We start from the raw sequence: 21,226 nt of genomic DNA on the forward strand, positions 1-21,226 counted from the left end.
ACTAATGACTAAACATAATTCATTAAAAACATTTTTAGCTACATTAACCTTATGTATAAGTTTATCTAGCACAGCTTTTGCTGGGGAGTATAAAGTAACTTCTGGTGATTCTTTATATAAAATAGGTCAGTTATTTGGCTTATCCTCAGACAGCATTATTAAAAATAATAATCTTAAAGAACTACAAATTCAATCAGGACAAGTTCTGAATATACCGTGTAACACTTATACAGTAAAAAGTGGAGATAGCTTGTTTTTAATTTCAAAAGCGCATAAATTAAATTTATATGATTTAAGGAAAGTAAATAATAAATGGGACAACATGATTTATCCGGGTCAAGTTTTAAATATGCCAGGAAAAATTTCTAATACTCTAACTACTAACAATAAGGCCAGTAAACCTACTACTACAAAAGCTGCTAATAAAATTCCAGCTACAAAATCTGTAGTAAGTTACACATCATCAGATTTAGATCTATTAGCTAGACTCATAACATCTGAAGCCCAAAGTGAGCCTTATAGTGCCCAAGTAGCCGTAGCATCAGTAGTAATAAATAGAATAAAAAGTTCAAAATTCCCAAATAATATTTCAGCAGTTATTAATGATAAAAGTGATGGTCACTACCAATTTACACCTGTAAAAAATGGTTGGATAAATAAGCCTGCTACAGAAACATCAAAAAAAGCTACTAAAGAAGCTTTATATGGTTCTGATCCAAGCAAAGGTGCATTATACTATTTTGATAATACAGCTACAAACAAATGGCTTAAAGCCAAACCTGTAACAGTTAAAATTGGTAAAATGATTTATGCTAAATAATATTAACTATAAAAAGATAAATATTAAAAATATTATTATATACATAATATAATTAAAAACTTTTTCATTAGAAATTTATTAAAATGCTTAAAATTATATCAATTTTATATATACCCCTTATACTAATAATATAAAAAAGTTTCTCTTATAAGTGTACATTTTCCTTATTTAAAGTTAACATTATGTACTATTTTGTAAGAGAAACTTTTTTATGTATTTTATACTATAACATACATAAGAGGTGGTGATTATTATTGATTCTACAAATAGACTTTGAATCTCACATACCTATACACCAACAATTAAAAAGACAAATAATTTAAGGCATAGCTAAAGGGTATGTAAATATAGATAGACGCATAGGCAGTTATAAATTCTAATCTGATTCCTATTATAATAATTTTAATTACTGTATTGATAAATATACAAGTTAATTATATATATTATTTTGATTTTAATAATAATGCTATCTATAATATCAGCTTTTTCCCTAAATAAAATTAACATTAACTTCATTATTTTAAATAATTGTTATTTTTTTAAATATATGTTATACTGTATTTTGTAAGGGTATTTATATAAAACTCTTAGGCAAAAAGTACAATATATTTTAGAGATTATATATTTATGCACTTTTGTATTTATATATAATTTTTTTTATTTAAAAGATTTACAAGGAGGTGGTCTAATGGATAAAGAAATTTTAATAAATTTAACACCAGACATTATAGAAGAATGCTTAAGCGAATGCTTGTCTGAATAATTTTAAATACCAATTATATATTCTTTTAATAAGGTAATTTTATAAAACATTGTAAACATCTGGTTAGTTTTTATTACAAATGAAAATTATGGAGGTCTCTCATGAATAAAAATAATCTAATAGAGGAATATGATGTATCTTTCAATTATTCTATAAAAAGCCACATCAAGTAAAAACATTACAATTACATTTATACTTGTGTGGCTTTTTAATATTTAAAATCTATACTATATAGTTCAAATAATTTTCAGGTATATAATCTATTAACATACTTTTGGCCTTTCTTTTATTATGTTCATATTGTGAAAAACTTAAATATAAGGATTTCTTTGCTCTAGTCATTGCTACATAAAATAATCGTTTTTCTTCTATTTCATTTCCTTCTTTTATTGACATATAATTAGGGAATATATTATTTTGAAGTCCAGCTAAAAATACATAGTCAAATTCTGCTCCTTTTGCTTGATGTACTGTTATTATTGGTACTCTAGGATATTTTATAAGCATTCTATCTAATTCGCTATTAGATAAGGACGTTATCTTTAAAAGTTCTACTAAATTATCTCTTGGACAACTCTCTTTATTCTCTACTTCTTTAGCTATAATAAAAAATTCTCTCAAATTATTTATCTTAATATATTGATCCTTATATGTCTCCTTTATCTTTGTTTTATTAACTATTTCTCCTATTAATTCTTTAGGATTTTTTTTATAACTTAATTCCCTTAAATTCATTATTTCTTCATATATAGGCATGAATTTTTTAATATATTTGTTGTAAATCCCCATTCTATTTATTATGGTTGGTTTAACTTTTTCATTTAACATAACCATAAGAACATCCTTCGTAGCTAATATATCATCCATGGCATCATGGCTAGATTTTGTTTCTGTATTAAATAGATTACTTAAAGTTTCTAATTTATAATTTGTTAAATTGGGATAAAATCTTCTAGCTATATCTAATGTATCATAATAAGTTTTAAATGCTGCTTTCCATAACCCTATTTTTTTAAGTTCACTATTTAATATGCTTATATCAAAAGTTACATTATGCCCTATTATCACTGTATCTTTTATAAATTCCAAAAAGTCTTTTAAAACTACTTTCTTATTTTCTCCTTTTTGTTTTAAAAATTCATCACTAAAACCATGAACCAAATAAGAATCTCCTACAGACTTACATGGAATCAAAAATCTTTGGAAACTTTCTATTACTTCTCCTTTATTATTTATTTTAATTGCTGCAATTTGTACAATTTCATCCAATGTAGTATTAATACCTGTACTCTCCACATCAAAAATCACTACATTTTTGCTGTCTAATTCCCTAATTAAAAGTTCATAATAATCTCCATATTCTTGAGTATTTTTATTAATTAAATCTGTAAGTCTTACACCTGATCTTATATTTTCCTCTTTTTCTATTTCCTCTATGGTCTTTTCTCCTATTCCTCTTCCAATTTTCTTTATTATCCTTTTAAACCTATTGTTATCAAAATCATTTACTATAAGTTTTAAATAGGCTAACACATCTTTTATTTCCTCTCTCCTAAAAAATTTAAATTCATCTACTAAAAGAAATCCTATTCTTTCTTCCTTTGGAATCTTAGAGTTTAGTATTTTAAACTTTTCACTTAACGCTATATTTATTCTATTATTTCTAGTTAGTATAGCAATTTTCGAAAGATTTTCTACCTTTAATGATTTTATTTTATTAAATATAAAATCTGCTTCTGCCATAGTATCATAAGCTTCCCTAAACTGTATTAATTCTCCCTTTATATTGACTTTAGGCTCTATACCTTCTTTATATATTTCATTAACCCCTTCACCAAAAGCATTTACTAAAAATTCATAAGATGCTTTTAACAATATTTCTGATGATCTATAATTCTTATCAAAAACTATAAATTCTGGATTATATTCTTTTTTATACTTATCAAATATTATAGATGGATTAGATCCTCTCCATTCATATATGGTTTGGTAATAGTCACCACTCATCATTATATTATTATTTTCAAATAGTTTTGATACTATTTCATACTCTATTTCACTGGTATCTTGTACTTCATCTATATGAATAAATTTATATTTTTTTCTCCAATATGTATATATACTTTCGTTTCTAAATAAATCATAAACTTTAATTATTAAATCATTAAAATCTAATCCGTGTCTTTCATATAATTTCTTATCATAAGTTGTTACCATTAAATATCCATATATCTTTAAATAATCTACTAAAGTTTTATCTACCATATACTTTTGATTTTTACATATATCATTAAAAATATTTGCATTGTATTTTACCATACCATCTATAACATCTTTATAATTTCTTTCCTTATAATTTATGCTTTTTTCTTTAACCATATTTATAAATCTTTGAAGGCAAGAAACGTTAAATTTATAAGGATTTAACTCATTTATTATTTCTTTTGTATCTTCCTCATCATATATGGTAAAATCAAAAGAAATATCTGTATTTTTTTTAGCTTCTTTTTTTATTATATCGAAACAAAAACCATGAAAAGTTCTTACATTAATTTTTAATCCTTCTTTTCCTACGGTCTCTATTATTTTTTCCTTCATTTCCTTACAAGCTCTATTAGTAAATGTTAAACAAAGTATTTCATCTCCAATAGCTAGATTTTTATCTATTATATTACCTATTCTCATGCTTAATGTCTTGGTCTTTCCTGTTCCTGCTGAAGATAAAAGAAGTATATTTTTGTCTAATGTATTTATTACTTTTTGTTGTTTGTCGTTAAAATCTATATTTGACATAGGATACACCTCCCATATATTTTATATTCTATCATATTTAGCTCTATTATTTGTAAAGTTCTATTTACTTTTCAATTTTTATTAACAGTGGCTATATTATTAAATGCTTTTATCAAAGTGTACCTATCTTTCCGATGCATAATCTTATAATAAATCTTTTTTATCTTAAAGACATTGTATTTTAAATATTTTGAACATAAAATTATATAATATGAATCAATATTTAAATTCTTTATTTACGTCTTAACTCTAATGTCTTATTGATCTCTATTGCCTTCCTCTTCCAATAAGCTTTTAAAATAAACCATGCTACTATATATATAATTATATAAAAAGCAACAAACTTTAATCGTGCTATATTTCGACCTGGCATCCATCCACCATAAATAGCTATAGGAAAATATATAAAACTAAAAATTATAAAGTGCGCCACTGTTTGCTTTAATGAACTCCAATGTTCTACATCAAATACAATAGATAAAGCTGCAAGTCCAAAACCTAATATAACTGATATTATAAACTGATTAAACATCATATTAACGTCTACTGTTCCACGTAATCCTTCCTTTAAAGCTATAATTGCAAAAATAATTTGGTTTATAAATACCCCTATAGTTATACCATATAAGCCCCTTTTTAATCCTTTCTTTAAATAATGCACTCTATTTTCCTCCCATATTTAAATATTCTTTAATTTTAGACACATATCTTCTTGATATATATTCTTGTTTGCCATTTATGAAGTTTATACTCATACTACCATTAAAAAATATCTCTAAATTTTTAACTTTATCTACATTAGCAATAGCTGATTTAGAAATTCTTATAAAAGAAGTCCCTTTAAAAAATTCTTCTAATTTATAAAGCTTATCTTTTATCTCATAGTTTTCATTATGCACTTGCACAAATACTTTTCCAGATTCACTATAGAAATAATATATATCATCGGGATTTAAAATATATATTCTTTCTTGTTTTGTGGCTACAATATGCTTTTGTTGAGTTCTTTTTAAATTATTTAAAACGCCCTGTACTTCTTCTGTAATTTCACTAGTATATATAACCACCCTTGTTTCTTTAATTCCTTCATCAATTTCAATATCAATTTTCAATTATTATCCCTCCTCTAATTTTATTATAGGTGATATATGTGTTATATAGTATAAAATAACAACAAGTGGTAACTTATTTTATATAAACGGTAATAAATTAGGGACAGATCCTTAATATTTAAAGACTGTCCCATTAAATTATTAAATTCTATACAATCATTCCTTATCTATACCTATTAAGCTTACAGCTAAAGTAGTTATAGGTATTGTAAATATTAATCCTATACTGCCACATAAAGCTTGTATTATTTCTGCTGCCATCACATCTTGATTTAACATTCTTTCAAATGGCAGTTGATAGGAAGATATAAGTAATAAAGTATACATAGCTCCTCCTGCGTAGGCTAAAATAAGAGTGTTTGCCATAGTTCCCATTATATCTCTTCCCACATTAAATCCTGCTTTTACAAGCTGTTTCTTACTTATATTGGGATTATTTATTTTTACTTCCTTCATAGATGATGCTATAGACATACTTATATCCATTACTGCTCCTAAAGCTCCCATAAGTATTCCTGAAAATAATAATCCTCTAAAATTAAATTTTGGATTTCCAGTTATATATATGAGCATTTGAGCTTCCTCATCTGTAAGACCTATTACTTGAATTACATTACTACTTATAAGAGCTATAATCCCAGCTACCATTACTCCTCCTAAAGTTCCTATAATTGCTGCAAAACTTTTTTTGTTTTTACCACTTATTATAAGTAAATTTAAAACACTTACTCCTATACATATAATTATAGATATTAATATAGGATTAAATCCTAACATTATTAATGGTATAAGTATTTTGAGTACTGCATATGTAGTTATAAGTAATGCTAAAACTGAACGTATACCTTGCATTCCACCTAAAATGCTCAATAGAACTAAAAATAATATAATTATTCCTTTTAAATATTTGTATCTTACCACTTCATATATATATGATTTCTTTATGTTTCCTTTGTTATCTTCTTCTATATTTATTAAAACTTCATTTCCCTTTTTAGCATAAGTTTCATGATAAGTTTTATCACTAACTAAATTATCCATATCTATTACTTTATTTTTATATTTACCATTTAAAATTTGTACCTTTACTTTGCTTCTAGATAACTGCCTTTTATCACCATCATTATTTTCTAATTCTATAATCTTTCCATGTATAGCTTCATTTCTTATGTACTGACTAGGCATTAGCATACCTATTATAACTATAATGGTTAAAATTATTATTTTAATATCAGATTTAGTTAATTTCTTTAAACTTCTTTTTACTATATCTTTTAAATCCATTTTTTTCATCTCCTATAGTAATTCCTTTAATAATGTAATGAATTAATATTAATACTTACTGTTTATTTTTAAATATACAGGTCTAATTATAACACATGTATTTGTAGCAAATTATTAATATTTTGTATAATAATATATACTTAATCTTGCTTTAATTATATAGATTTATTTCATATTTTTTTAAAAATAATCATTATAACAATTATTTTTAAAATTATCTTATACTTTACCCAATTTACTGCTATTTTGATATTAAATTATATTATGCGTTATGGGTATATAATATATTTATAAAATTATTTAATTAAACTGACATTTAATATATTTTAGTAGTTATAAAAGATATATAAAATAAAAGTAATTTATCTCCGAATAATATAGAAAATATAGATGCCATAGCTATAAAAGGTCCAAATGAGACAACATCTTTTCTATTCTTCTTGTTTAAAGTTATAAGTATAATTCCTATGAATGCTCCAAAAATAAAAGAGAAAAATAAAGTCATAGAAGTAATTTTAAATCCCAAAAATAAAGAAACTATTATATATATATCTAAATCTCCACTTCCCATTCCTTTTGTAATAAAAATTATAGTACCTATAATGGTAATACATAATATTACTGAATATATGTATGTTTTTATACTATATCCTAAGTAAAATTTTTCAATTAGTATAAATATTAATGCTATTATCATAGCACTTATAGTTGTTTTACTATACACATATTTAGTATCTAAATCTATCAATCCTATAACAATTATAAAAGAAATAAATGTAGTATATTTAATGAAATTAAAGCTCATGCCACATATGTTATATACTTCTAAAAATAATATAGCTGTTAATATCTCTACTAATGGATATCTTAATGATATTTTACTTTTACAAGACTTGCATCTACCTTTTAAAAATATATAACTTACTACTGGGATTAAATTGTATGATTTTATATCTGATCCACATTCTTCACAATAAGAAGGTGGATAAATTATAGACTCTTCTTTAGGAATTCTATAAATACAAACATTTAGAAAGCTTCCCATAATTAGTCCTAAAATTAAGATTATTATATTCATTTCAAACCTCCTATTAAAATTTGTAACATTTTTACAATGTTATTTAATCACTATTTTTATTTCTAATTATATCCATATATTTTTTATTTATTAAAGTGAATTTATTATTGTTATATCTTTTAATCATCATAATATAGCTTTAAATACAATATGGATGATTTATTAAACATTAAAATCAAATTAAATTTTAAAAAAATCTTAATTTTTATATTTATATAAATTTAATATATGATTTTATAATATTTTTAAAAATAATGCACAAAATATACATAGTCATAATTTTAATTCAAATTGGAGGTATGAAAAATGGATGAAAGAAAAAATAATAATAATTCAAACGGTATAATGGGATACATTATAAGATTAATAGTAGCTATGATTGTTTTATCTATAACTGCATTTTTAACACCTGGTTTTACTATAAGTGGTTTTTGGGCAGTTTTATTAGCTGCTGTAATCATAAGTGCTATAGATTATTTAATAGAAAAATTTATGGGAGTAGATGCATCTCCTTTTGGTAAAGGAATAAAAGGCTTTATTGTATCAGCTATAGTCATATATTTAGCTCAATTTTTAGTACCAACCATGAGAGTTTCTATAATAGGTGCTTTAATTGCAGCTTTAGTTATTGGAATTATAGATGCTATAATTCCAGGAAGGTTTATGTAAATCTATAAAACAAAAACTACTTAGATGTATTTTACATCTAAGTAGTTTTTATTTAAATATAAATTAACTATTTATATAATTATTTAGCATTAATTATAACAGACTTTCTAATTTTATATTTATTTTACTATGTATTCTTTAAGTTGTTGTTGTATTTTTTCTTTTACAATTGTAAGAGTGCTATTATCTTCTTCTCCATAACTCCAACTAAAGCTATCGCCTTTATATCTTGGGAATAAATGCATATTATAGTGACCCATATTATTAAAAGTTCCACCATTTTGCATTATGCTATATCCATCTGGTTTATATGTATTTTTTAATATTTTTACCATAATTTTTGATAATGCCATTATTTCTTTACACGTTTTATCATCCATTTCATCTAAATCTAAATAATGTTTTTTAGGGACTATAAGCATATGTCCTTCATTAATAGGTTCATCTGCCAACAAACAACAAACTAAGTCATTTTCATATACTATATTGGCGCTTTTCTCATGGTTTATCATCTTGCAAAAAATGCAATTTTCAGTAGTGCTTATCATGTTTATCTCCTTTATTATAAAAATTTAAAATAAATACTTATCTACTCTTTTCTCTTTTACTTAACTTTTTAAAAACTAAATGTACTATTAAATATACTATACTCCAACCAGCAAAATCTATAAGAAGCTTTAATATACTAAATTTGTCACTAAAAAGATTATAGCTAAAATTAAAATAACCAATTATTAGCTTATATATTATAAAAGAGATTACAAATTTTAAAAAAGTTACAGTTGCCTTGTTTATCTTCATTTATTTTCCCCCAATCGCTAACAAATATAACCTTATATATTTATAATAACCTATAAATTACTTCATGTCCAAAACAAAAATAAAGTAAGAGTACATCTATACAAATAAAACAGTCTCTTACTTTAACTTTTTTTATAAATTAGCACAAATGTGATTCTATTTATATTGTTTTGACCCTATAAATATAAAATGTTATACTATCTTCATATATTACCGTAAGGAGGATTTGATATGTTTAAAGAAATGAGAAGAAAAGATAAAAAATTAACTGAAAAGGAAAGTATATCGTTATTAGAAACAGCTAATTACGGAATTCTTTCAATATGTCTTAATAATGGATACGGTTACGGTATTCCATTAAATTTCACTTATAATAACGGTGCTATTTATTTTCATTGCGCAAAAGAAGGACAAAAACTTGAAGCAATAAATGAAAATAATAAAGTCTCATTTTCTATTGTAGATAATATAGAATTACTTCCTTCAAAATTTAGTACAAAATATACAAGTGTAATAGTATTTGGTAAAGCTTATGAAGTATTTGAAGATGAGAAGAAACAAGTACTACTATCTCTTATAAATAAATATTCAAAAGATTATATAAAAGAAGGTACTAACTATATAGAAAGGGCTCAAGATACAACAACTGTTATAAAAATTGAAATAGACCACATTACAGGCAAAGGTAAAATATAAGGAAATTACGACATAACAGACTTTAAAGGATTAAAATTAAAACAAGGAATACTTTTAGTCAATAGATGGCTATAAAAATAGAAAATACTATATTTGTGCTCTAATATTTAAACTAACACCCTAACGCCATGTCCTGTGGCTGCAGGGCTAAGTAAACGTCCTGATTACTTCACGTTTAAATATTAGGACACAAATAAAGTATTCTATTTATTTTTCTAGATATCTATTTTCCTTAAAAGTATTCTTTGTTTTAATCCATTTAAAGACTGTTATATAAATTTTCAGTTTCATATAAATATTTTAAATTTAAATATAAAATGATTGGCGTAGCCAGGAAATTGATCATACGAATTTTTATTGCTAACGCATAAATATTTAGTATTAATAATGCCTATATAAATTTTATAAATCATATATTTTAAGGAGAAACAAATTAGAATCTCTTATGGAAGTGAATTGCCTTTAAATCCACATATCCCTTTTTAATCTAAGGTAGTAACCCTTTTACGTCGTAATTTTCTTATATTATGAATTTATATCTATTATATGATTTTGCCTATGATCACTCATAAAGAACACATTAAGGGAGCCTGGTCCACCATAAGTTCCTACTACTGGTCCTACATAATTTATTATTACATCTTTCACTTTTATTTCTTTCAATATACGTTCTTTCAAATTCTCTGCATCTATATTTGAATCTCCATGAGAAATAGCTATTATCTCTTCTTCTGGATTCTTTGTTCTCTCTATAAGAGTTGTTGCTAATTTACTTATGGCCATCTTTCTTCCTTTAGCTTTACGTACTGTTATAACTCTTCCCTCATCATTTATAGTTAGTATAGGCTTAATATTAAGAACTGTTCCTATAAAAGCTGCTGCTGTTGAAATTCTTCCTCCTTTTTTGAGATGAATAAGATGGTTTACAAGCATATAGCTATTTAATTTGAACCTGCTTTCTTCCAAATTTTTAGTAACTTCACCAATAGTATGCCCTTTTTTTTCATATCCATGGCTTTCATTACCATAATCCCTTGTCCTAAGGATGCAGTTAATACATCTATTATTTCTATTTTTACATTTTCAAATTCATCTATTATCATATTTTTCGCTATATTAGCACTATTATATGTTCCACTTAATCCTGAAGAAACACATACATATAATATATCTTTATCTTTCTCTATGTATTCTTTAAAAGCCTTGTAATACACATCCGGGCTTGGTTGTGATGTTTTTGGCATTTCTGCTTTTCTTATAATTAAATAAAAATCCTTATAGGAAAGACTTTGTCCAAAATCATCCATATATTCTTTCCCTTCAACATTACAAATTAATGAAACATAAGGAATATCATTTTCTATTATATATTCACTAGGTAGATCACAACAAGAATCTGTCATTATAATATAATCTTTCATCAATAATCTCCTCTTTAAGATAAATTTTTATAATTTAAGATAAAATACATACTATGATAATAAACTTATATTTAATTCAAACAAATTGCATAAAAGTATATTTATATATTAATATTTAACTATATTTAATAAAATCATAAAACCTTTCTATTATAACTAATATATCAGATATTATTAAAAATTATAATATATTTTAATAATATTTATTTCATTTTTATAAAAATAGTTGATTATTGATATTGTGTTACAAAATCTTATTATTCATTTTATAAGTTAAACTCCCTTTTATTAGTCATAATATATTAAATAAAAACTTTTTCCCTTGTATAAATGTATGTTTCATTAATGAATCATAATTAAATGTTTAGATACTAACTTAGAATATTTAAATTATAAACCTCTAAAAAAGGAAAGCACTCAGTACTTTCCTTTTACTATTAATTATGATTATGTTCACCGTGATGATTACACATTACTTTTTTATCTTCAAGTTGCCCTTTTAAGTATTGATCCAATACTTCTTCAATTGTACCTTTTGCTCCTCTTATAACTTTCAATCCTCCTTTAAGCAAAGCATCATAGGCTCCTTGACCAATACCTCCTGTTATAACTAATTCAACTTTTTCATTCACTAACAAACTGGATAGACCACCATGATTATGTTGTAAACTTTCTGTTGATATTTCTTTAATATTTACAACTTTATTGTCCTCTACTGTAGCTATAGCAAACATTTTGCTTTTCCCAAAATGTTGATTAATTATTTCCTCATTCTTAGGCATTGCTATTTTCATTTATATCACACTCCACTTATATTTTCTTGTATACTGGTATATTAACACATATATCCTTATACTTCTAATTTACAATCATATCTTTATGTGTTAATTTTAGTTAAGCAAAGTAATTATCTATACATATGTAACCTTTTTCTTTAAAATTCTAACTGTCATTTGCCATAAACATTTTTTTACTTCTCTTCCACAAAAAAAATGCTAATGTTACTAATATAACTATACCAATACTTAATTTTATAATATTAAATGTTCCCTTATATATATTAGGATAAAATTGTGCTATATTACAATACAAATTATTTATCCCATGGAGTGCAATACATGGTATTAATGATTTACTCTTATAATATACCATGGCAAGAATAATACCTACTAAAAAAGCATCTACTAATTGTACTAAATTTAAATGATATATTGAAAATATTAATGAAGAAATAATTATAGCTTTTTTATAATTATATTTAACTAACAATTCATCCAATATTACTTGTCTATATACTATTTCTTCAAAAATAGGTGCCATAATCACTGTACTTATAAAACATAATATTGGATTCTTAACTTGCTTATTAATACCATTACAAATCCAACCATTCTTTATAAGTTTTAATAAAAAAATTTCAATTGTATTATCATAAACCAGAGTATATCCTATAAGTAAAATAATTATGAGAATATAACCTTTTAAATTTAATGTATTATCAGTCTTTAATTTGCGCTTATTATAGTTTAGGTAATTTTTAATAAAAACAATATATGATAATGTTTCTCCCGTCAGTTGAATCCATGGTTCTATAGCATGCTTATTTAATCCAATATACCCTAAAAAATTTGCTAAATTACTAAATACTATACAAAATGCTATCTGGTAAAAAAACAAATCCATAATAACATTCATAATTTCACATGATTCTGATTTATTTTTATATTCTATAATTGTATTATGTTCCATTTTGTCCTCCTTTGTTGCTAACTAGGTTAAATAACTATATCAATATTATATACATTATATATTTTACCATTTAAGTAGTTAATTGTATATATTTATTGTTATTCACGCATAAGAATTTGTACATAATACCAGTAATTTTATATTAAATAAAAAATCCTAGTTTTACTATTTAATTTTATAAATGATAATACTAGGATTTTTAATTTATACAGTTATATGATTTACTACCTTTTCTTCCTATTTAGAAATTTCTTTTAATATGTTTACTATTTATTAAATTGATTTCAAAAATAAAAGCTATGAAATATATTAATTTCATAGCTTTTATCTGTTTTTATCTTAAAATATACTGAAGATATATAATTTTATTAAGTCATAATATATATTTAGTTATATGTGGTATTTTCAATGTTTTTATTAAGTTCGCTGTAGATTCCACCTAATGTCAATAATTCTTCATGAGTTCCTTTCTCTTCAATTCCTTTATCCGTTAAAACCATTATTTCATCTGCATTTTTTATAGTGGATAATCTATGAGCTACTACTATAGTTGTTCTTCCATGGGATAATTTTTCCAAAGATCTTTGTATTAAATATTCTGTAGCATTATCTAATGCTGAAGTAGCCTCATCTAATATAAGTATAGGGGGATTCTTTAAAAATACCCTTGCAATAGACAATCTTTGTTTTTGTCCTCCAGATAATTTTATTCCTCTTTCTCCTATATATGTATCATATCCCTCTGGTAAACTTTCTATAAACTCATGTATATTAGCAAGCTTAGCCGCTTTTATTACCTTTTCATCATTAGCCTCTGGATTACCATACAATATATTATCTTTTATAGTTCCTGTGAATAAGAATACCTCTTGTTGGACAATACCTATATTTTTTCTTAATGAACTTATAGTTATATCATATATACTTTTATTATCTATTAATATATCCCCTTCATCTATATTGTAAAATCTAGGTATCAAATTGCAAAGGGTTGTCTTACCTCCACCAGAAGGACCAACTAAGGCTAATGTTTTTCCTGCTTCAACTTTAAAACTTAAATCATTTAATATATGAGTATTTTCATCATAGTTAAAACCCACATTTTTAAATTCTATAGCACCTTTAATGCTTTCTATATCTTTTGCTTCTTTCTTATCCTTTTCCGGTTTAATCCTTAAAAGTTCACTATATCTTTCAAATCCTGTTACTCCTGATTGATACTGCTCTACAAATGAGATAAGCTTTCTAATAGGAGTCATAAACATATTTATAAATAAAAGATATGCAACCAAATCACCAAAATTAATTAATTTTTTATATACAAAATATCCACCAGCAATAAGTACTATTAAGCTTAATATATCTATAAAAAAGTACATTCCTGAAAAATAGTCTGCCATAGATTTATAAGCCATTTGTCTAGCATCAACAAATTTTTTATTTCCCTTTTCAAATTTCTTGTTTTCATGATATCTATTGGTAAAGGCTTTAGACACCCTTATACCTGCAACGCTATTTTCTAATTCTGCATTAAGATCTCCAATTTTAACTCTGCTATCCATAAATGCCTTTTCCATTCTTAACCTACTTTTCATAGAAAACCACACTAAGATTGGTATGAATATAAAACTTATTATTGTTAATGGTACATTTATAGTACACAGTATGATAAAGGATCCTATTAACATAATAATGGAAATAAAAAGATCTTCTGGCCCATGATGTGCAAGCTCTGATATTTCCATAAGATCATTTATTATTCTAGACATTATTACACCGGTTTTATTTTCATCAAAGTATGAAAAGGGTAACGTTTGAAGATGATTAAATACTTTTTTTCTCATAGCTGCTTGCATTCTAACACCAACCATATGTCCCCAATACTGAATAAAATGATTTAAAAAATATTTTATTATATATATAACTAATAAAGCTATTGCCCAAAAGAAAAGTAATCTGATCTTTCCATTTGGAATAATATCATTTATAATTTGTCTTGTTATCATAGGATAAAACAAATCACACAAAGCCACAATAAAAGCTGCTATCATATCTAAGATAAACAACTTTTTATGAGGCTTATAATAAGATATAAACTCTTTAACCATAAACATTTCCTCTCTTTCTTTAACTAAACATATTATATATTCTATCATATTAAATACAAAAATAAATATATTATTCTATTTTTATTATTAAATAATAATGTTATGTTTTAAAGAAAAGAAAATTTTCAAATATTTAACATATTACAATCTATTCATGTTCATTTTTAAACTAACTTTCTGAAATATGACTTTATTTATCCTCGGCATAATTAATATTAGAATCATGGATATAGAATATATAAGTATTATAGGTACCATATAATTTGCTCCAAAATATTCCATAACAAAAATTCTTCTCGTAAATGGTATTATAAAAGCTAATACAAATGATATTGTCATAGAAAAAACTATAAAAATTCTATAACCATTTAATGGTGTAGATACTTTAAGTAAAATAAATAAACTTAAACTTCCAAAAGTTAACAAAGCTAATGTTCTACATTGCTCTAATGATAATCCTGTATTATATCCTAATGAAAACATTATAGTTGTACTTATTGCGATTAAAATACCATTAGGTATAGACGCTTGAAGAACTCTTCTTAAAAAATCTTTTTTTATAATATCTTCATTAGGTGATATTGCTAAGAAAAAAGATGGTATTCCTATTCCCAATGATCCTACTAATGTAAGCTGTATTGGTAGCATAGGAAATGGCTTTTCCAATAATACAAAAATTATAGATAACACTATAAAATAAGATGTTTTTGACAAAAATAGTTCTGATACCTTTTCTAAATTATTTATAAGTCGCCTTCCTTCCATAACCACTTCTGGTATAGCTGCAAAATCTGAATTTAAAAGAACTAATTGGGCTACAGCCTTTGTTGCATCAGATCCACTTGCCATAGCAATACCACAATCTGATTCTTTTAATGCTAAGACATCATTTACACCATCACCAGTCATAGCTACTGTATGACCATATTCTTTAAGAGCTTTTATTATATTCTTCTTTTGATGTGGAGAAACTCTACCAAATACACAAGTATTTTCCACAACCTTTTTTAACTCATCTTGCTGTTCTGGTAGTTCTCTAGCATCTATATAGTTTTCTGCATTTGTTATTCCTACTTTTTTAGCTATAGAAGATACCGTAATGGGATTATCTCCAGATATTATTTTCAGACTAACTCTTTCCTTATTAAAATAATCAATAATTTCTTTAGCATTTTCTCTTATAATATCTTCAATAAATATTAAAGCTATTTCTTTAACATTTCCTTTAAGTTCTTCATTAAGATTTTCTCCCTCATATTTAGCTAAAAGCAGTACCCGTTTTCCTTCTTTAGCTGACTTTTCTATTTCCTTCTTTATATTTTTATACTTATCTTTTAATATCATTTCTGGAGCCCCTAATATAAATGCTCCTTTCTCTTGAAATTCTACTGCTGACCACTTTCGTTTTGATGAAAATACTATTTTATTTTTAATTTTCAAATTTGGATCATTTTTATATTTTTTAAGAAGAGCTTTTTCTGTAGAATTTCCATTTTTAAAACTATGAACCATAGCTGAAATTATTTTATCTATATCTTCTCTATTCTCCTTATAAAAATATTTTACATCAGTTACTTTTAAATCACCTTTAGTTATAGTTCCTGTTTTATCTAAGCATAAAACATCAACCCTTGCCAAAACTTCTGTAGCAGGTAATTCTTGAATAAGAGTATTCCATTTTGAAAGTCTTATAACTGCCACCACAAAGGTAGCGCTAGTCAAAAGTACCAAACCTTCTGGTACCATACCAACTATACCAGAAACAGAACCTAAAAGCGCATCTTGCCAGCTTTTTTTAACATAAAATAATTGTGTAAAAATAAGTATTAATCCTATAGGAATAGCAAGCCACATTATAATTTTAAATATATTATTTATAGAAATTTGAAATTCTGAATTTATAACCTTAAATTTTTTAGCTTCCTCTGCTAATTTTGCTGCATAAGTATCCTTTCCTACATTGATTACTTTTGCGTAAGCACTACCTGAAGATACAAAACTTCCAGATAAAAGCTTATCCTTTTCTTTTTTTAATATAGAATCAGACTCTCCTGTAATTAGGGATTCATCCACTTCTATTTCATTATTGAAAAGCATCTCACAGTCTACTAATATTTGTTCTCCTACTTTTAAAACTATTATGTCATCTAATACAATTTCTTCTACATTTATATTAATAGGCTCTCCTTCTCTTATGACATTTACACTTTTCTCATTTAACACAGATAATCTTTCTAATACACCTTTAGCACGAACTTCTTGAAACATTCCTATTATAGTATTGGTAATTATAACTCCTGCAAAAACAGCATTTTTAGGTGATCCTGCTATAAATACAATTATAGCTAAAATAGCATTTAAAGCGTTATAGCTAGTAAATAAATTTGCTCTAACTATTTGACCTAGTGTTCGTGATGGAGCTTTAGGCAATATATTGACCTTTCCCTCTTTTACTCTATGCAATACATCATCTTTGCTAAGACCTTTTATTATGCTTTCATTTATATCATCTTTTTTCATCATACTCTCACCACCTAATAATAAATATAGTGTAAACTTATTTATTACAAATTAATGTCAATAAAAATACTTAACAATAATTTTTCTATAAAATAATCATTATATAGTTTATTATTTCAAATATAATTAAATATATTATGATTTTAACAACAATGTTATATATCTAATTTAAATGACATATTTGCTCTAATAAATCTTAATAAGATATTTTTATTTAACTTAACTATTAAAATTTATATTGACATTATTAATATTACTTTTTTTAAAAAATACATGATAAATTTTTTAAAAAAATAGAAAGCTAGCGTATTTTGCTAGCTTTCTATAAATACTTTAATTTAATATCCCATTTCTTTTAATATTCTAAGTGTTTCTCCTATAATATCTTCATCATCACAAAGATTATATAAAAGCAAAAGGGATTGTGGCATTAAAGAATTTAAGCACAATATATTGTTTTACAAATTTAAAATTAACACAATATATTGTAGGATTTATTCTTAGTACCACAGCCCTTTAACTTAATAATTTTATTAAATTGTTGTTATTTTTTTAATCTCATATCCCAAATCTTCTATAGCAGATTTTATATCATTCTCACTTACTTCACCGTCACTATCAAACTCTGCAAATTTTTCTTCTAAAGAAACCTTTATGTTTGATATACCTTTTAATTCTGAAAGAGCCTCCTTAACATGACCAACACAATGCATGCAACTCATTCCCTCTATTATGGCCTTCATTTTCATAATAATATTCCTCCATTCTTATATTACAATTTATTTTATATGATTTTGTTTACTTAAACATATTAAAATTTTAAGTATTATCAAATATATTAAAAGTAATCAAAATTATATTTTCTAATTTAAGCTTTAAATCCTCTTAATCTCAACGCATTTAAAAGTACTGATACTGAACTAAAACTCATAGCCGCTGCTGCTATCATTGGATTTAATAGTGGTCCTCCAAAAATGTGTAAAATACCCATAGCTACTGGAATCCCTAAAGTGTTATATCCAAAGGCCCAGAATAAATTTTCTTTTATATTCTTTATAGTAGCTCTGCTTAATTTAATAGCAGTTGGTACATCCATTAAATCACTTTTTATAAGAACAATATCAGCTGATTCTATTGCTACATCTGTTCCAGAACCTATAGCTATACCTATATCTGCCTGAGCTAATGCTGGAGCATCATTAATTCCATCTCCTACCATAGCTACAATTTTTCCTTCTGATTGAAGTTTTTTAACCCAATTAGCCTTATCACTAGGTAGAACTTCTGCAAATACTTTATCTATCCCTACCTGTTTTGCTATAGCATGTGCAGTATTTTTATTATCTCCAGTTATCATAACTACTTCTATACCCATATTATGAAGCTTATCTATAGCTTTTTTACTATTGTCTTTAAGAGTATCTGCTACAGCTATTATACCTTTTATTTTATTATCCATAGCTATAAACATTGGAGTCTTTCCTTCCTTTGAAAGCTCATGGGATTTATCTATAAAATCTTTTATTTCTACTTTATATTCTTCCATGAGTCTTACATTTCCAAGAAGTACTTTTTTATCTTCTATAATAACTTCTATACCTTTACCAGGTATAGCTCTAAAGTCTTTACCTATAAATAAATCCAATTCTTCTTCTTCTGACTTTTTAACTATAGCTTCTCCTAAAGGATGCTCTGATCCCTTTTCTGCAGTTGCTGCCACTTGAAGTAAATATTTTTTATCCATATCATCTGAAACTAAAATATCTGTCACTTTTGGGTTTCCCTCTGTAATAGTTCCTGTTTTATCAAATATGATGCTCTGAACCTTATGAGCTGTTTCTAATGCTCCTCCACTTTTTATTAGAACTCCATTTTCTGCACCTTTTCCTGTACCTACCATAATAGCTGTTGGTGTAGCTAAGCCTAAAGCACATGGGCAAGCTATTACTAATACAGATATAAATATAGTTAATGCAAATATTGAAGATTCTCCACTAATATACCAAGCTATGGAAGAAATTATAGCCAAAGTTATTACTATTGGCACAAAATAAGCAGAAATTTTATCAGCTAGTCTTGCAATTGGTGCTTTACTACTCTGAGCCTCTTCTACTAGTTTTATAATTTGTGCTAAAGTAGTATCAGCTCCAACCTTAGTAGCCTTGTATTTTATTACTCCATGTTTATTTATACTTCCTGCTACCGCTAAATCTCCTACATGTTTTTCCACTGGTAAACTTTCTCCTGTAAGCATAGACTCATCTACAGTTGTAGAACCTTCAACGACTTCTCCATCTACTGGAAGCTTTTCTCCTGGTTTAACCAAAACTATATCATTTATTTTGACTTCTTCTATAGGAATTGTTACTTCCTTATTATCCCTTATTATAGTTGCATTCTTAGGGGACAAAGCCATCAATTTTTTTATAGCTTCAGATGTTTTTCCTTTAGATACAGCTTCTAAATATTTTCCTAAAGTTATTAAAGTTAATATAGTAGCTCCAGATTCAAAATACAAATCATGGGCATAATGCATATTACCTTTAGAGATTTGGAATATAGCAAAAATACCATACAATACAGCAGCTGATGTACCTATAGAAATTAATGAATCCATGTTAGGGCTTCCTTTTATCAAAGATTTAAATCCTACTCTAAAAAACTTATTTCCTACTAATACAATTGGTATTACTAAAATAAGCTGTATTACCCCAAAATTCAACGCATTATCCATAGGATTAATAACTTTAGGTAACTGAAGGCCCATCATACTTCCCATAGATATTGTAAGTAATGGTACTGAAAACACTAAAGAAACTATGAATCTTCTCCATAAAGATTTAATTGCATCCTCTTTTCCTTTCTTCTCTTCTTCTATATTCTTTTCTTCTATAGCCTTGTATCCAGCCTTTTCTATAGCTATCTTTATATTACTAACACTTGTCATTGATTTATCAAAGGTTATATCTAATTTTTCTGTAGCTATATTAACATTTGCCTCTATAACACCTTCCAATTTTTTTGTAGCTCTCTCTACAGCTTTGGCGCAAGATGCGCAAGTCATTCCCTCTATTCTCAAATTCCTGTGTTCTCCATCTAAAAATGCCTCGTATCCTGCTTTTTCTACAGCTCTTTCTATATCTGAGATACTTGTTTGTTTTTCATCAAAAGTTATACTTAACTTTTCTGTGGCTATGTTAACATTTGCCTCAGTTACTCCTTCTATTTTTTTTGAAACTCGCTCTACAGCTTTTGCACAAGCCGCACAGGTCATTCCCTGTATATTAAAAAATAATTTTTTCATTTCTATACCACCTTCAAATTTATATTTAAAGTACTATGTTTTCATATAATTTATTGTTGTTATATATAAATTAACATTTTATATTATGATCTATTAAATCAAACATAC

General features: G+C 25.5%; 16 protein-coding genes and 1 pseudogene. 3 read left to right on the forward strand and 14 right to left on the reverse strand.

What is annotated here, in order from left to right:
* Positions 1-4 precede the first annotated feature (4 nt).
* A complete protein-coding gene (locus tag NGI68_RS01895) occupies positions 5-820 on the forward strand; it encodes a cell wall hydrolase (protein ID WP_251859788.1) in 816 nt (271 codons plus the stop codon).
* Positions 821-1,805: 985 nt separating this feature from the next.
* Here NGI68_RS01895 and NGI68_RS01900 read toward each other — a convergent pair.
* The 5 genes from NGI68_RS01900 to NGI68_RS01920 all read right to left on the reverse strand — a co-directional run bounded on the left by NGI68_RS01900 (position 1,806) and on the right by NGI68_RS01920 (position 7,850).
* Entirely contained in the window at positions 1,806-4,376 is a 2,571-nt protein-coding gene (locus NGI68_RS01900) for a 3'-5' exonuclease (protein ID WP_251859789.1), read from the reverse strand.
* 232 nt (positions 4,377-4,608) lie between these two features.
* Entirely contained in the window at positions 4,609-5,037 is a 429-nt protein-coding gene (locus NGI68_RS01905) for a DUF3021 domain-containing protein (RefSeq protein WP_251859790.1), read from the reverse strand.
* Position 5,038: 1 nt separating this feature from the next.
* The gene (locus NGI68_RS01910; RefSeq protein ID WP_251859791.1) at positions 5,039-5,488 is read right to left on the reverse strand and encodes a LytTR family DNA-binding domain-containing protein; all 450 of its coding nucleotides are present in this window, start codon (positions 5,486-5,488) and stop codon (positions 5,039-5,041) included.
* Positions 5,489-5,644: 156 nt separating this feature from the next.
* Entirely contained in the window at positions 5,645-6,772 is a 1,128-nt protein-coding gene (locus tag NGI68_RS01915) for a YibE/F family protein (protein ID WP_251859792.1), read from the reverse strand.
* A 316-nt stretch (positions 6,773-7,088) separates the two neighbouring features.
* Positions 7,089-7,850 carry a prepilin peptidase gene (locus NGI68_RS01920; protein WP_251859793.1) on the reverse strand — a complete coding sequence of 254 codons (762 nt, stop codon included), beginning with the start codon at positions 7,848-7,850 and terminating at the stop codon, positions 7,089-7,091.
* Between the two features lie 306 nt (positions 7,851-8,156).
* Here NGI68_RS01920 and NGI68_RS01925 point away from each other — a divergent pair, with 306 nt between their 5' ends.
* Positions 8,157-8,519: a phage holin family protein gene (locus NGI68_RS01925; RefSeq protein WP_251859794.1), complete on the forward strand. Its 363-nt coding sequence runs from the start codon at positions 8,157-8,159 to the stop codon at positions 8,517-8,519.
* Positions 8,520-8,638: 119 nt separating this feature from the next.
* Here the strand turns inward: NGI68_RS01925 and NGI68_RS01930 are convergent, their stop codons facing one another.
* Both NGI68_RS01930 and NGI68_RS01935 read right to left on the reverse strand, forming a co-directional pair.
* Positions 8,639-9,067, reverse strand: a complete 429-nt coding sequence (locus NGI68_RS01930) for an HIT family protein (protein ID WP_251859795.1) — start codon at positions 9,065-9,067, stop codon at positions 8,639-8,641.
* 37 nt (positions 9,068-9,104) lie between these two features.
* A complete protein-coding gene (locus NGI68_RS01935; RefSeq protein WP_251859796.1) occupies positions 9,105-9,320 on the reverse strand; it encodes a hypothetical protein in 216 nt (71 codons plus the stop codon).
* A 231-nt stretch (positions 9,321-9,551) separates the two neighbouring features.
* Here NGI68_RS01935 and NGI68_RS01940 point away from each other — a divergent pair, with 231 nt between their 5' ends.
* Positions 9,552-10,016, forward strand: a complete 465-nt coding sequence (locus tag NGI68_RS01940) for a pyridoxamine 5'-phosphate oxidase family protein (RefSeq protein ID WP_251859797.1) — start codon at positions 9,552-9,554, stop codon at positions 10,014-10,016.
* A 525-nt stretch (positions 10,017-10,541) separates the two neighbouring features.
* On the opposite strand, the pseudogene NGI68_RS01945 reads toward NGI68_RS01940, so the two are convergent.
* From NGI68_RS01945 to NGI68_RS01975, 7 genes and pseudogenes are all read right to left on the reverse strand, one after another.
* Positions 10,542-11,437 (reverse strand): annotated as a pseudogene (locus NGI68_RS01945) (DegV family protein).
* Positions 11,438-11,874: 437 nt separating this feature from the next.
* Positions 11,875-12,231 carry a NifB/NifX family molybdenum-iron cluster-binding protein gene (locus tag NGI68_RS01950; protein WP_251859798.1) on the reverse strand — a complete coding sequence of 119 codons (357 nt, stop codon included), beginning with the start codon at positions 12,229-12,231 and terminating at the stop codon, positions 11,875-11,877.
* 148 nt (positions 12,232-12,379) lie between these two features.
* Positions 12,380-13,186 carry a CPBP family intramembrane glutamic endopeptidase gene (locus tag NGI68_RS01955; protein WP_251859799.1) on the reverse strand — a complete coding sequence of 269 codons (807 nt, stop codon included), beginning with the start codon at positions 13,184-13,186 and terminating at the stop codon, positions 12,380-12,382.
* Between the two features lie 386 nt (positions 13,187-13,572).
* Positions 13,573-15,294 (reverse strand): ABC transporter ATP-binding protein, encoded by a 1,722-nt coding sequence (locus NGI68_RS01960; RefSeq protein ID WP_251859800.1) that lies wholly within the window; start codon positions 15,292-15,294, stop codon positions 13,573-13,575.
* A gap of 141 nt (positions 15,295-15,435) precedes the next feature.
* Complete coding sequence (locus NGI68_RS01965; RefSeq protein WP_251859801.1) at positions 15,436-17,817, reverse strand: cation-translocating P-type ATPase; 2,382 nt, start codon at positions 17,815-17,817, stop codon at positions 15,436-15,438.
* Positions 17,818-18,347: 530 nt separating this feature from the next.
* A complete protein-coding gene (locus tag NGI68_RS01970; protein WP_251859802.1) occupies positions 18,348-18,563 on the reverse strand; it encodes a heavy-metal-associated domain-containing protein in 216 nt (71 codons plus the stop codon).
* A 119-nt stretch (positions 18,564-18,682) separates the two neighbouring features.
* Positions 18,683-21,118, reverse strand: a complete 2,436-nt coding sequence (locus NGI68_RS01975; RefSeq protein ID WP_251859803.1) for a heavy metal translocating P-type ATPase — start codon at positions 21,116-21,118, stop codon at positions 18,683-18,685.
* Positions 21,119-21,226: the final 108 nt, after the last annotated feature.

It is taken from the genome of Clostridium sp. Marseille-Q2269 (genome assembly GCF_943736985.1).
GTDB lineage: Bacteria > Bacillota > Clostridia > Clostridiales > Clostridiaceae > Clostridium_F.

Excerpts from the sequence above, each read along its gene's own strand:
- NGI68_RS01895 (WP_251859788.1), top strand. The coding sequence starts at position 5 with ATGACTAAACATAATTCATTAAAAACATTTTTAGCTACATTAACCTTA.
- NGI68_RS01965 (WP_251859801.1), bottom strand. The coding sequence starts at position 17,817 with ATGATGAAAAAAGATGATATAAATGAAAGCATAATAAAAGGTCTTAGC.
- NGI68_RS01920 (WP_251859793.1), bottom strand. The coding sequence starts at position 7,850 with ATGAATATAATAATCTTAATTTTAGGACTAATTATGGGAAGCTTTCTA.
- NGI68_RS01960 (WP_251859800.1), bottom strand. The coding sequence starts at position 15,294 with ATGGTTAAAGAGTTTATATCTTATTATAAGCCTCATAAAAAGTTGTTT.
- NGI68_RS01900 (WP_251859789.1), bottom strand. The coding sequence starts at position 4,376 with ATGTCAAATATAGATTTTAACGACAAACAACAAAAAGTAATAAATACA.
- NGI68_RS01925 (WP_251859794.1), top strand. The coding sequence starts at position 8,157 with ATGGATGAAAGAAAAAATAATAATAATTCAAACGGTATAATGGGATAC.
- NGI68_RS01930 (WP_251859795.1), bottom strand. The coding sequence starts at position 9,067 with ATGATAAGCACTACTGAAAATTGCATTTTTTGCAAGATGATAAACCAT.
- NGI68_RS01940 (WP_251859797.1), top strand. The coding sequence starts at position 9,552 with ATGTTTAAAGAAATGAGAAGAAAAGATAAAAAATTAACTGAAAAGGAA.
- NGI68_RS01975 (WP_251859803.1), bottom strand. The coding sequence starts at position 21,118 with ATGAAAAAATTATTTTTTAATATACAGGGAATGACCTGTGCGGCTTGT.
- NGI68_RS01915 (WP_251859792.1), bottom strand. The coding sequence starts at position 6,772 with ATGGATTTAAAAGATATAGTAAAAAGAAGTTTAAAGAAATTAACTAAA.
- NGI68_RS01935 (WP_251859796.1), bottom strand. The coding sequence starts at position 9,320 with ATGAAGATAAACAAGGCAACTGTAACTTTTTTAAAATTTGTAATCTCT.
- NGI68_RS01950 (WP_251859798.1), bottom strand. The coding sequence starts at position 12,231 with ATGAAAATAGCAATGCCTAAGAATGAGGAAATAATTAATCAACATTTT.
- NGI68_RS01955 (WP_251859799.1), bottom strand. The coding sequence starts at position 13,186 with ATGGAACATAATACAATTATAGAATATAAAAATAAATCAGAATCATGT.
- NGI68_RS01970 (WP_251859802.1), bottom strand. The coding sequence starts at position 18,563 with ATGAAAATGAAGGCCATAATAGAGGGAATGAGTTGCATGCATTGTGTT.